Source organism: aff. Roholtiella sp. LEGE 12411 (assembly GCF_015206995.1).
GTDB lineage: Bacteria > Cyanobacteriota > Cyanobacteriia > Cyanobacteriales > Nostocaceae > Komarekiella.
The window spans coordinates 45,610-59,376 of record NZ_JADEXR010000023.1 but is presented as its reverse complement, the minus strand read 5'-3'; the positions used below and the strand labels follow the sequence as shown (position 1 = coordinate 59,376).

The window sequence follows — 13,767 nt, the reverse complement described above, 5'->3', positions numbered from 1 at the left end:
ATTAAAAATCGAAAATTAAAAATTTATAACACTGACGGCCAGGAGTGCTAGAGTTTCAGGAAATTGATCGGAACTTTTCAGCGGGTATCAATGCTGAAGAAACTACAGAAAAAGCAAATTTCTATAATCGCTGGTGCGGCACTGTTTGCCTTTTTAGCTGGGGCGATGGTATCAGCACCTGGGATTGGCAGATCCTTGGGGCAATGGCTCAAAATTGGTAAAAACCAGTCTGAGCAGATATCTGAGGCAAACAAAGCCGAATCGGCCGTATTTCCACTGATATCACAATCCCTGCCAGAACGGGCAGCCAAACTGGCAACGATCGCCCAATCGCGATCGCCAGACCGAGAACGTGCTCGTTATCTTTTGGCGAGTGATTACATTGAAAGAACACAAGCAAAAAAAGCGCTAAGTTTACTGGAAGGTCTGGAAAAAGACTATTCCCTCCTAGCGCCCTACATTTTGCTCAAACAGGCTCAAGCACAAGACATGCTGGGTGAAGATGGCAAAGCCTCAGATCTCAGACAACAAGTGCTCAAACGCTATCCCAAAGAACCAGCCGCAGTTAAAGCCCTATATCTGATTGCTCAACCAAAGCAACAGGAGCAGGCGATCGCGCAATTTCCGTCTAATCCTCTCACCTGGGAGATTATCCGTAAGCGGTTGCAAGATAATCCCAATCAGCCAAAATTACAGTTAATTTTGGCAACATCTGCCTATGATCAACCAGGTATAGTGGGCGTGTTGGATCAGCTGGTCAAACAGCCTACCCTCAAACCCGAAGACTGGGAAATTATTGGTACAGGCTATTGGGAAAACAATCAATTTCGCAAAGCGGCGACTGCTTACGCTAGAGCACCCAAAACAGCCCGCAACCTCTACCGTACTGCACGGGGGTTACAGGTAGGAGGCAAAGATCAAGAAATTGCCATCGGCACCTATAAACTATTGGTGCAGCAATTTCCAAAAGCCAAAGAAACTGGGACAGCCCTACTGCGCTTAGCAGAAATGGCAAAAACACGTAAAGACGCCCTACCTTATCTCGATCAGACAATTAGTCAATTTCCTGAACAAGCCGGAACTGCATTGGTACAAAAAGCCAAAATACATCAGGCTCTCAAGGATCAAAAGTCAGCGAAAGCAGCTTGGGAATTACTCCTAGCTAAGTACGGAAATTCTGAAGAAGCGGCAGAATACCGTTGGAAAATAGCCCAAGAGCAAGCCAAAGCCAAAAATTACACGGCTGCATGGCAATGGGCAGAACCAATTACCACCAACAACCCCGACAGTATTTTGGCTCCCAGAGCAGGCTTTTGGGTGGGTAAATGGGCAACTGCACTAGGGAAACAGCAAGAGGCTCAAACCGCTTATGAGTACGTGATTAGTGAGTTTCCCTACTCTTATTATGCATGGCGATCTGCGGCTATTTTGGGGCTGAATGTCGGCAATTTTAACGACGTTCGCCAAATGAACCCGGAAGTAATCACACCCCAGCGTCCAGTACCTACTGCTGGTTCTGAGACTTTTAAAGAACTGTATTTGCTAGGCCAAGACCGCGATGCTTGGTTGCAATGGCAAACAGAGTTTAAAAACAAAATGCAGCCAACAGTAGCAGAGCAATTTACTGAAGGGTTGATGCAGCTAGCAAGGGGAGAAAATCAATCAGGAATTGACAAAATATCCAAACTGGAAGACCGGGATACACCCCAAGAACAAGCCCAATATCAAGCTTTGAGCAAACAGATCACTTACTGGCAAGCTCGTTATCCATTTCCCTATCTCCAGCAGATTGAAAAGTGGTCTAATGAGCGCCAACTCAATCCCTTGCTAGTTACTGCCCTCATGCGTCAAGAATCACGGTTTCAGCCTAAAATCAAATCTATTGCTGGTGCTACTGGCTTAATGCAGATCATGCCGGATACGGCTAAATGGATAGCTCCGCAAATCAAGTTAGACAGCAAAACAATTGACTTAGAAAATCCTAACGATAACGTCATGCTGGGTACTTGGTATTTGGATCATACCCATCAGCAATATAACAATAACTCCCTGTTGGCGATCGCCAGTTACAATGCAGGGCCCGGAAACGTCTCCAAGTGGCTACAAAATCTCAATAAAGAAGATCCAGATGAATTTGTCGAAGAAATACCCTTTGATGAAACCAAAAATTACGTGCGTCAAGTATTCGGTAATTACTGGAATTATCTCAGACTTTACAACCCTGAGATTTCCCGCATAGTAGCAAAGTACTCGGTTCAGCACCCGAAATTGCCAACGCAGTGATGTGGGGGAGTGGGGGAGTGGGGCCCTTCTCTCTCTTGCTCACTAACTAGGGGTACAAAGCCCTCATCCTGGGCGTTATTACCGTGATCGCTCAGTTCGATACATGGAATTAGGAAATTACCTTAGATCATCCTTATGCAACTCCCTACTCTGAGAAACAGCTTTTTGACATTTGCTTTGGTAGCGGCCTCTTTATCCAGCAGCGTGTTGACAGCCTGTTCTACAACTACTTCCCAAAACCAAAGCCAAGCACCAAATACTACCAGCGCCACCGATACTAGTGACAAACAAACTATGAATCATGGTAGTGGGATGATGAATCACAGCATGGCAATGAATTTAGGCCCAGCCGATGCTAACTATGATTTGCGCTTTATTGATGCGATGACTCCGCATCATCAGGGAGCAGCGGTAATGGCGAATGTTGCACAGCAGAAATCGAAACGCCCTGAAATCAAAAAGCTAGCAGGCGAAATTATCAAAGCACAAAACCAAGAAATTACGCAGATGAAACAGTGGCGTACAGCCTGGTATCCCAAAGCGGGAGATAAACCAATGGCTTATGATGCCAAAATGGGTCATGCGATGGAGATGTCACCAGAGCAAATGCAAGCCATGATGATGAACATAGACTTGGGTGCAGCTGATGCAGAATTTGACCTACGCTTTATCAACGCAATGATTCCTCACCATGAAGCAGCTGTAGTTATGGCGAAAGATGCTTTGCAAAAGTCTCAGCGTCCTGAAATTAAAAACTTGGCTCAAGAAATTATCAAAGCCCAAAATGCAGAAATTAACCAAATGAAACAGTGGCGTAAAGCTTGGTATAACAAGTAGCCTCAAGTTTTAATATCTACAGGACTTACGCCAAAGTTGCCAAAAAGCTTAATTTATCGAACCGCCAACGCGCAGCGTCTCGTAGAGAAGAACGCGGAGAATTCGTAGAGTGTGCGTAAGTCCTAATCTACTTACAAATGGGTGCAAAGTTTACCAACGCAATTGAGAATTCTGGATATCAAAAAATCGGTCGTTTGAAGGGATATATGCGTTCTCCTTCTCAAATTCATTAAAACTGGAACCTATCCCACTATTTTCAAAATCCCTGAAGCGATCGCTACACCGCCCCACAATGGTGCATCATCCCCCAGAATCGCCGAGACAATCTCAAAATCAACTTCTGGTAAAGCCGTCTCTTGCGCCACCTGACGCACCACTTGCCAAAAATCCTTCCCCGCCTTCGTCACACCGCCTCCCAACACAAAGCGCTGCGGATTCATCAAATTCGCCACATTGCCAATACCCACACCCAGTGCCCAAGCAGCCTTGTGCAAAACTTCCTTCGCTAAATCATCCCCAGCCGTCGCAGCTTCAGCTACCAACTGTCCCGTCAGCAACGTTAAATTACCCCCCACCAAGCCCCTTAAAACCTCTCCATCTCTGAGTCCTCCGCGTCTGTGCGGTTCGGTTTCCAAAATTTCCCTAGCATTTTGTGCTATATAGGGCCCTGACGCCAAACGTTCTACACATCCTCGCTTACCACACAAACATACTGGGCCAACGGGATCTACAACTATATGTCCAATTTCACCAGCCATCCCACCTGCACCCCGCCAAGGTTTACCGTTGAGTATCCAACCACCACCCACACCTGTGCTGACTGTGATGTAAAACAGACTATCGTATCCTTGACCTGCACCAAAGCGATGTTCGCCTAAAGCAGCCACATTAGCATCGTTATCTACACCAACTGGAACACCAAATTCATCCTCCAATAAGTGTTTGAGAGGAATATTTTCCCATCCAACAACATGATGAGATAGTCGTACCGTTCCTGTAGAAGCATCTACTGGCCCCCCAAAGCTGACACCGATCGCATCTGGTTTGGTTCCTTGCAGCACAGAGTAAATAAGCGATCGCATAATTTCTAAATCAGTACTAGCATCTGCTTTTGCTGGCGACAGACGACGTTCATAACCCAACCACTTTCTAGAATCAACATTTACTACCGCCGCTGCTAGTTTAGTTCCACCAAAATCGAGAGCTAAAATTAATGTCATGGTTTTTTACATTCCTCCCATACCATTTGCGGGTTTCTTTCTCAAGAAAGATGTTTCAATTTAAAATAAATTCAACACTAGAGAACATTATATTATTTAGTAACTCATGAATTATGAACAATCAAATCCACTCGAAATTTTTAGAGTTAAAGAAATCTAGCATTTAGATATGTTTGCTTTGCCTTTAATATAGAAAACTAAAACAATGACTAAAATAATAGATTTCAACTTTCATTTTCCTAATGTACAGCTATTTATGCATGAAATAACTCCAGTGCAAATGGAGACTGTATTAGGAGGTTATTGCCAATCTTGTATGGCTTATCCTGACGCTCAGATAATAACTCTTAAAGAAGGCATAAATAATGTAAGCAAGACCACTGAAGGTGGAGGCTCATACAAGGATAAGAGGATTAATAGCATAGACAATTCAAAGAAAGTTTACGTAAATGGATTATTGATTGAGGAAAAATCCTAATTGCGATCGCAGCTATTTGGCATTGTGACGCCTTAGTGGAGTTTGGGAGCATCCACTTTTGGAAGAAATACCTGGCGATTGGAAATCGCGGCTATACCAACGTTCGCGAATAGCGTCTTGCAGAGAAGTCCGCCTTCGCGGACTCTTTGAAACCCACGTTCGCGTAGCGTTCCGCAAGGAAAGGTGGGTTTAGTTTGTGTAGCCCCAGACTTATAGTCTGTTCGCGTAGCGTGCGCCTTAGCGCAGGGCGATTCGCCAAAACGGGATGCTCCCGTGGAGTTTAGACTAGTCAGGAGCGCGAAACTGCTGAACAAAACTGATAGTAGGAGGCAATGTAACTGAATTAGTTCCTAGCAACTTCACAAATCACCATAATCCGTGATGAGTACTTGTCAATACTATAGTGAACTAGTTGTAATCCAGCTCGTTCTATTTCTTGCAAAAGTTCAGGTATTTCATATTTATGATGTCTCCAAATAGTAATCTCTTCACCTTTGAAAAGTTCAATATTCTTATTTATTCCCATCCCACTAAAATTTATAGTGTAATTATGATGGAGTTTCATATTGGCAACTATGCTGTCTGTTTCTAAATCATACTTTCTCACAAGTTCACAATCTTCAGATTTAATCCCAATCTTGTTTTTAATCCATCCATATATTTCCTCTGCATGATATTTGCAGCCACCTCTAACGCTGCCATCCCATTTGGAATTAGAACCAGTTTCGTTAGTAAATACCAAAAAATCATTCTTCCTCATGCTGTCTCGAAAGTTTTGGAGTACTTGACTTCTATTTTGATGATTACCAATTGTCACACCTAAGTGCAAAATTATATTTGCTATATCGTTATTTTGAGGGTTTGCTTGGTTTTTTAACAACTTTTTGGGGAGACAACTATTTTCTATATCAATTGTGTAGCTATCAAAATCGATTAATGGAAACCATTTCTTAAAATTTTTTCTGGATAAACTAAGTAACTCTGCGCTGATATCTAACGCAATATATTGATTAATTTTACTCAATTGATTAAGTCTAGAGATAAAATTTTTGACTGGATATGAATTCCCTGAGCCTACATCTATAATATTTACTTTTTTACAGTTTTGTATATTGCCATTAATATATTCAAAGTTCTTTTTTAAAAGGTCAATTTCCACACTTGATGTTCGATACCATTTAGGAATAATATATTTTAGATAAAAATTATCCCAAATTTTTGCACCTCTACCTTTATAAGAATACTTTAGAGGGATTTCTCGTCTAACTTCTAATGCATGAATTATCCCTAAAACTTCTTGTTCACAAAAAATAGAGTAGAACTCAGAACCTGGCTTTGCTGTACGACCGATAGGAGTTGATATATCTGAGGGAAGTTGTGAATTACTATGAAAGTTTTTAGCCATTGCTCTTGTTCTTGGTTGTCTGAGGTATTTAATGTCTGCAAACAGGTTTAGTTCCTGGAGTTTCAGGGTGTGCTGAATCTGGCGCTTTGTCATGATAAATCATGCCAGGTGGTCAGTTCGCTTTTTTGTTTGCGATCGCTCTTAATTTTTGAGCTTTATCCTCTAAGTAGCGTTAAAGACAACCGCTTTATTTTTCCTTACAGCTATTTTCGACCATGCAAGTAGAGGCAATTCATGAATTGCCCCTACAACAGATGTGGTTCTGTGATCAATGCGTTATTTTTTCTCTAGCAGGATGATAACCCATGTCTAGGCATTTCTTGCGTAGTTTGCGATAGGCAAGAGATAAAGCATCAGAGGGGGTATGAATTTCCGCCGTCAAATCGTCGGGTACTACTTGGGGGTATTGAGATTCGACTATTAGCTTATCCTCTTGGTTGATCTTCAAACTATACTTGCGGAAAATGCTATCTGCCCAAGGCTGGGTTAAAAAACTACGAAACTGGATGAATTTAGAAAGGGTGGTGTTATCATCAACGGGAACATGGGCAACAAAAGTGATAAACCTTGCGAAATCACTGTAAATAATGTTGGGCATGTAGAAAGTACGTATTGTCTTGATCTCTGGACAATCTTTGCGATGAGTATAGCTCCAAAAAAAGCCTTTGGGCTTGTGCTGCTTAAGATTGATCAAGCTAGTAGCGCCCCACTCTTCCAAACGGATTTCGTAGCTCGGAAGCTCCGGTTCTTGGGCCATACCACTACCAAAGGAATTAGCATGAACAAAGGCTGAATGAGCGGGGTCAATTGAGTTTTCTACTAAACGAGTGTAGTGAGCATTCCATTTAAACTCAAATTGGATAGGTCGCAAAGCTGGATTTTTGACTTCAGGAAATGATGGTAGGGCAGGACGTTCATTTTCAGGAAGATTTCCCCAAAACAGCCAGATAAAACCGTATTTTTCCTGAACTGGGTAAACGTTTGTGTGAGCTCTCTTGGGGATAGGGACACCAGGCTGATTAGCGGGAATTTGAATACAAGTCCCATCCGTTTGATATTTCCAACCGTGGTAGGGACAACGAATACAATCATCTTCCACCCAGCCATTGGATAGAGCAGCGCCGCGATGGGGGCATACATCGTCGAGAGCAACTACCTCTGCTTTAGAGTTGCGATACAGGACAAACTCCTGATTCAATAAAGAAACTCGCTTGGGCTTGCTTGTAATAGCGGAACTAAATTCACACGCGTACCAGAAGTTTTTTAACATTTTTTCCTCCTGATGTAATCAATGGATGTGAGATCAATGCATTATTATTAGCTCTGTTGCCAATAGCCCCACGATAAATATGCAATCAACTGCCGAACCGACGAGAGGGCCAAAAATGCGTCCAGGCAAAGCATTACCAAAGAGCATGATCAGGGTTCCGACGAACATCCACAGCCATTGTGTTTCCTGCCAGATATAAAATCCTGCTACAGCTACTAATAAGGCCGTCAAAATGGTCAGAATCGGTGCTCCACAACTTTTAGGTTTGTAGCGTAAGGTGCCAGCAAAAGTTGTTGGTGTCAGTTCCAGTTGTCTAAAGTCACTCACTAACCCAAATGCAACCATCCCGGTAGCGATCGCCCAACAGCCTTTGCACACAATCGGGTTGCTTGCCCAGACCACGCCTGCATTACAAGCTAGTTTGACAGCGACTACTATTAACAGTGGTACAAATAAATTATGGAATAAAAAGCGCAAGCGGTTAAGAAATTTCAGCAAAGCCCCTTCATCAATCAGGCGACCTGCGGAAACAATCAGGTTGTCATAGGTCATTCCAACTAGCACGATAATCAGCAGAATTGTGCTTATTTGGTGTGATTGTTGAAATAAGCTAACTCCCCACAACGCTAACCCTAAAGTAGCTACTGTATAAATTGGATATAAGAAAGCCGCCATAATTCTTTCACAAAGTGCTAATTTTCTTAGACTCAATTCTTGAAGAGTGGTTTATAGCTCAAAGTTTGTTTTGCCAAACAATAACTGATGCTGGCTTTTTTAGACTAAAAAACTTTTGCGATCGCTAAATCCTGGGAAGGTTCCGCTACATGACTATTTGTGTAGTCTGATTGGCTCAGATGAGATTCCATTCCCCACCCCATGTCCAGGCATTTTTTGCGTAGTTTCCGATAAGCAATCGATAAGTTATCAGAGGGTGCGTGAAGTTCGCTAGTCAAATCATTGGGTATGATTTTGGGGTTTTGGGACTCAATTATTGGCTTATCTTCCAGCATGGTCTTTAAAGCCCGTTTACGCGCATCCCCATCAGCCAAGGGTACAGTGATAAAGTTGCGGAGAACGATCCACTTGCTCATGGTTGTGCGATCGTCAATCGGTACGTGAATAATAAAGAGAATTATTCTAAAATGACCGATAGAAAAGCCAAATTCCAGCCGACTAATGTTAGGCATGTAAAAAGAGAGGGTTACGCTCAGGGGACGTGAGCCTTGTTTGCTAAGAATAGTTTTCCAGAAGCCTTTAGTTTTGTTGGACTGACTTGCTGTGACAGTAGCACTCCCACTCCACTCTCCTATACTGACATCGTACTCTTCAATCCTTGGCTGATCTGCAATGCCACTGCCGATAGAATTAACATGAATAAAGGGGACATGAGAGATATCAATGGCGTTTTCTAATACGCGAGTGTAGTGAGTATTCCAATGCAATTGACCATAAACAGCACGCCAACCAGGAGCACCAAATTCGGGAAGTGATGGAAGGGGGGGACGTTCTTTCTCAGGGATATCTCCCCAAAACAGCCAGACAAAACCGTATTTTTCTTGAACTGGGTAAGTATCTATGCGTGCTCTCTTAGGGATAGGCACACCAGGCTGATTGGCAGGAATTTTAATACAAGTACCGTCCGCTTGATATTTCCAACCATGATAAGGGCAGCGGATACAGTCGTCCTCCACCCAGCCATTAGATAGAGCTGCACCGCGATGAGGACATACATCATTGAGAGCAACTACCTCTTTTTGAGAGTTGCGGTACAAGACAAATTCTTGGTTTAGCATAGTTACACGCTTGGGCTTACTTGTAATAGCTGAGCTTAATTCACAAGCGTACCAGAAGTTTTTTAACATGCTTTTCCTTCTACATTTAAACCAATGAAAGCAATCTCAAATAGACAATTGAAAGCAGCTAGCTTGTTTACTATTTAGCAGGACTTACGCAAGTGTCATATTTTTAACGCCAGAGGTTGTCCAGAGTCAAAGGTCAAAAGTCCAAAAAACCTTGACTCTTGACTCTTATACCAGAAGCCTTGTATGCCAGTTGCGTAAGTCCTATTTAGGTAAAAGGCATTTTTGACTAACCAGCTTTTCTCAAGTCAATCAAAAACGCCTTTAACTGCATATTGAAACACTCACGATATATAGACAATAGCAGTATCAGTTTTTGGCAGTATCCTTTTTAAAGATGGACTGTCAGTCTTTTGAGATAATTAAACAAAAGCAAAGCCACTACTAAAATCTGAAATTGAAACTCCTTGAACAATCGCAATGACGTCATCTTGAAAAGATATTGCTGTTCCTGGAGGAAGACCAGTAGGAGAAGCACCCAAGCTCAACAGAGGAGTAGACTGAACCCCAGTTAGGTTAATTTTGTAGTCCCCATTTGAGAAATCACCACCTCCGAATGTGAAACCGTTAAGAGGTAAATTACCGCCAACCTCAGTTGGGCCAACAACTTGATCGAATGGAGAGTCAGGAAAAATCAGACCTCCATTACTAACGGGATCATTATTGAAACTAGAGATAGCCAGAAAGTAGGTTCCAGCTTGTAATCCTAATCCTGTTGGCAATGTGGATTGAGAAGTGAAGCCAGCTTGATCATTTCCAAACACCCCAAGACCATTGGAGTCAAATAGGAACAACTGCGTATCAATTGTAGTACCAGTATTTACTGTTGTAGCAGAAAACGTTGCTCCATCAGCTATAGTGATTTGATACAGGTCAACATCATTCGCATCAGAGAGTTTTCCACTGATAGAATTAAGCTGCTGTGAACCGTTTGGAATCACTTTAGCATCAAAGGTAAACTGTCCAGCATCACCGATCTCAGTGAAATTGTTACTAGGCTTAGTTGCTAGTGGTAGTTCAATCAGATCCTGATTAATATTAAAGTCAGTGATAAGTGCAAAGTCGCTCTGACCACCATTACGATAAAAAATCTGAGTTCCGGCTCCGAGGACAAAGGTATCACTGCCTGCGCCACCGGTTAAGGTATCACTTTCGCCACTATCGAATCCAAATCCTGAGGCGAAGGGTTCAGTGCCAATGAGCCGATCATTTCCCTTACCACCAGAGAGGTAGTCGTTACCGGCTCCACCAATTAATAAATCTATGCCATCTCCACCACTAAGGGTGTCATCTCCAAATCCAGTTCCACCAAAAATTGTATCGTTACCAGCCCCGCCCTCAACAAGATCATCTCCTGCATCACCGTTGAGCGAGTCGTTACCGGCGTTACCAAATACATCGTCGTCTCCAGAACCCCCAAAAACTCGATCATTGCCAGCATCACCATAAATTATGTCTGCGCCATCTCCACCATTGATGTTGTCATTTCCAGCATTACCATTGATATTGTCATTGCCAGCATCACCGAAGATTCGGTCACCCCCATTGCCACCAATGATGCGGTCATTGCCGTCACCCCCATTGATGACGTCAACGCCATCGCCGCCATTAATAACGTCATTCCCAGCATCACCAAATACTTGGTCGTCACCGCTCCCGGCCTCAATGTTGTCGCTTCCATCTCCACTAACTATTAAGTCAGCTCCATTGTCACCAAAGATTTGGTCGTCACCGCCCAGAGATATGATAATATCGTTGCCAGCATTGCCAAAAATTTGATCACTATCAACAGTGCCTGCCAGGAAATCGTCCTCAGGTGTACCAACAATTCGACCAGCTCCCTTCCGGGGCCCTGACTCCAAGATAGCGGTTTCCAATTTTCGAGCTGTTTTAGTTGGAACGATGTCAGATTCCAGCAGATCATTTTTCACATTTGTAACTAAGCTCTTTGGGATGTCATTTGCTTTGACGTTAGCATTCAGATCTGGGAGTACATTTGTTGTGACTGGTATCGAGGTTATAGCCATCTGATTTTTCCTTTTAACTCAAAGATAATAATGTGAAAGGTCAATAGTAGATCTAGACAATCTGGGAAGCCTCTGAGACGAACTTTTGGCACTGAACGCGCGAGTATTTCAGATTGTCTAGATTGTTGATAATAGTGTTAACCAAGCTAAGCCATAAGCTGATGTTGGAACAAAGGCACTTATCTGAGCGCTGTTATTAATAGCACTGAGCTAACGCTTTGGCGAATTTTTGACAAACTCTAGCTGTTAGCTTTATTGCCTCTATTGTGATATCTGTCCAAAAAAAAATTTTTTCGTCATAATCTATACTTTTTACAAAACTTCACAATCTTGTTGTTAAGTAATAGATGGCTAGTAACTTGATTCGTGTTTAACTAAACTTTGGTACTTCTAATGATGGAGGCGTGCAATGTCCGCTTGGGGTTTTACTCGTTGGAGTGCTTTGTTGAGTATCGCAATGGGCGTCAGCGTTTTGTCTGGAAATTGTGCGATCGCTCAAATTAGCTCAGATGGCACTCTACCTATTAACTCCAACGTTACACAGGATAGTAACACCTTCAACATTACAGGAGGAACACAAGCTGGTAGCAACCTGTTTCACAGTTTTAAGGAGTTCTCTGTCCCGACTAGTTCTACTGCTTCCTTTAATAATATTGGGGACATTCAAAATATTATTAGCAGAGTAACAGGTACTTCAGTATCTAACATTGATGGATTAATCCGAGCCAATGGTACAGCCAACTTATTTCTGATTAATCCAAATGGGATTATCTTTGGACGGAATGCGCGTTTAGATATCGGTGGCTCGTTTTTAGCAAGTACTGGCAGTAGCTTGAAGTTTCCAGATAACTTGGAGTTTAGTGCTATAAATCCTCAGTCTGCACCTCTATTATTAAGTATTAATGTACCAATAGGTTTGCAGTATGGTGTAAATCCTGGTTCGATTATGGTACAAGGAGATGGTCAGGGGATTAGGAGAACAAACAAACTGATCGATACAGAAAATGCTCTCCGAGTACAACCGAATCAAACTTTAGCTTTAGTGGGTGGCGATATCAGTTTAGAAGGGGCAACGCTTAAGACTGCTGGGGGACGGATCGAGCTCGGTAGCGTTGCAGGTGAGGGTCTAGTTAGACTCACCCCTACAAATAAGGGTTTTTCCTTAAGTTATGATTCCAGAATCCAGAACTTCCGGGACATTAAACTATCTCAACAGGCGGTGGTGGATGCAAGTGGAAATGGTAGCGGTGATATCCAAATCCAAGGTAGGCGGATTAGTTTGACTAGTGGTTCTCAGATTGAGGCTAGTACCTTGGGAACAGAAGTGGGGGGTACGTTGCTAGTGAATGGATCTGAGTTGGTGGAACTGAGTGGAATCGGAACCTCATTTAGGGAAATTACCGCTAATTTGGGCGCTGAAGTCTACCCAAAAGTTAGCGGTGCTGGAGGCAACTTCATGATTAAAACTGGACAGTTAATTCTTCGGGATGGGGCACGAATTAGTGCAGAAACTTTTGGTGCTGGAAAGGGGGGTGTGGCTGGCACTATTAGTATTACTGCTAACTCCGTGCATCTCGATCAGGGTACTATTCAAGCAAATGCTCTTTCTGGTAATGGCGGTAACATCAATTTTAACATTGCAGACTTATTACTAATGCGGCATGAGAGTGAAATTACTACTAGCGCGGGCACAAATCAAAAACCTGGAAATGGTGGAAACATTATCATCAATGCTCCGTCGGGCTTCATCGTCGCCGCTGCTGGTGAAAATAATGATATTACTGCTAATGCATTTAGCGGCAGTGGTGGGAAAATTACCATTAGTACCGCTGGAATTTTTGGCATTGCCCCCCTAAGTCGGCAAGAACTTAAGAGATTACGTCGCCTAGATTTAAACCCACGTAAGTTAAGCACAAATGACATCACTGCTATTTCGCAAACAAACCCAACTTTAAATGGCACAATAGAACTCAACACACCTACAATTAACCCCAATACTGGTTTAGTTGAATTGCCAACAATACAAGTAGAGACTAAAGTAGCACAAGTCTGCGATAGTCCAGGTTATGCTCAAAGTAGTTTTATCATTACTGGACGCGGGGGTTTACCTTCTAACCCAACTAAAGATATTCTCACTCCTGATGCAGTGGAAGTAGGTTGGGTATCCCTCAAGCCTAGCAGCGATCGCAACAGTTCATCTGTTACCATCAAACCAACTACCACTATGCCAGAACGCATTGTGGAAGCGAGTGGCTGGGTAACAAACCAAAAGGGAGAAGTGGTACTTACAGCTAATGTACCCACTGCTAATATTCGTACTTCATGGCACAATCCTGTTGCCTGTCATGTTTCTCATCAACAATGAAAAACTCCACGCCACTTGCGGGA

At 42.8% G+C, this 13,767-nt stretch carries 10 protein-coding genes; 4 read left to right on the top strand and 6 right to left on the bottom strand.

The window, feature by feature from the left end; translation table 11 throughout:
• The first annotated feature begins 90 nt into the window (after window positions 1-90).
• Together IQ246_RS07910 and IQ246_RS07905 are read left to right on the top strand one after the other, a co-directional pair.
• Entirely contained in the window at window positions 91-2,283 is a 2,193-nt protein-coding gene (locus IQ246_RS07910) for a transglycosylase SLT domain-containing protein (protein WP_194001742.1), read from the top strand.
• Between the two features lie 135 nt (window positions 2,284-2,418).
• Window positions 2,419-3,120: a DUF305 domain-containing protein gene (locus tag IQ246_RS07905; RefSeq protein ID WP_194001740.1), complete on the top strand. Its 702-nt coding sequence runs from the start codon at window positions 2,419-2,421 to the stop codon at window positions 3,118-3,120.
• Between the two features lie 242 nt (window positions 3,121-3,362).
• On the opposite strand, the gene IQ246_RS07900 is transcribed toward IQ246_RS07905, so the two are convergent.
• Window positions 3,363-4,340 carry an ROK family protein gene (locus IQ246_RS07900; protein WP_194001738.1) on the bottom strand — a complete coding sequence of 326 codons (978 nt, stop codon included), beginning with the start codon at window positions 4,338-4,340 and terminating at the stop codon, window positions 3,363-3,365.
• A gap of 205 nt (window positions 4,341-4,545) precedes the next feature.
• On the opposite strand from IQ246_RS07900, the gene IQ246_RS07895 reads away from it, so the two are divergent.
• On the top strand, window positions 4,546-4,818 hold the full coding sequence (locus tag IQ246_RS07895) for a hypothetical protein (protein WP_194001736.1): 273 nt from the start codon (window positions 4,546-4,548) through the stop codon (window positions 4,816-4,818).
• 343 nt (window positions 4,819-5,161) lie between these two features.
• On the opposite strand, the gene IQ246_RS07890 is transcribed toward IQ246_RS07895, so the two are convergent.
• From IQ246_RS07890 to IQ246_RS07870, 5 genes are all read right to left on the bottom strand, one after another.
• Window positions 5,162-6,223 (bottom strand): L-histidine N(alpha)-methyltransferase, encoded by a 1,062-nt coding sequence (locus IQ246_RS07890; protein WP_194001752.1) that lies wholly within the window; start codon window positions 6,221-6,223, stop codon window positions 5,162-5,164.
• A gap of 268 nt (window positions 6,224-6,491) precedes the next feature.
• Window positions 6,492-7,493, bottom strand: coding sequence for an aromatic ring-hydroxylating dioxygenase subunit alpha (locus tag IQ246_RS07885; RefSeq protein WP_194001735.1), 1,002 nt, complete (start codon window positions 7,491-7,493; stop codon window positions 6,492-6,494).
• Window positions 7,494-7,526: 33 nt separating this feature from the next.
• A complete protein-coding gene (locus IQ246_RS07880; protein WP_194001733.1) occupies window positions 7,527-8,168 on the bottom strand; it encodes a hypothetical protein in 642 nt (213 codons plus the stop codon).
• A 104-nt stretch (window positions 8,169-8,272) separates the two neighbouring features.
• A complete protein-coding gene (locus IQ246_RS07875) occupies window positions 8,273-9,355 on the bottom strand; it encodes an aromatic ring-hydroxylating dioxygenase subunit alpha (RefSeq protein WP_194001731.1) in 1,083 nt (360 codons plus the stop codon).
• A 359-nt stretch (window positions 9,356-9,714) separates the two neighbouring features.
• A complete protein-coding gene (locus IQ246_RS07870; RefSeq protein WP_194001729.1) occupies window positions 9,715-11,379 on the bottom strand; it encodes a DVUA0089 family protein in 1,665 nt (554 codons plus the stop codon).
• A gap of 409 nt (window positions 11,380-11,788) precedes the next feature.
• Here IQ246_RS07870 and IQ246_RS07865 point away from each other — a divergent pair, with 409 nt between their 5' ends.
• Window positions 11,789-13,744, top strand: a complete 1,956-nt coding sequence (locus IQ246_RS07865; RefSeq protein ID WP_194001726.1) for a filamentous hemagglutinin N-terminal domain-containing protein — start codon at window positions 11,789-11,791, stop codon at window positions 13,742-13,744.
• Window positions 13,745-13,767 lie beyond the last annotated feature (23 nt).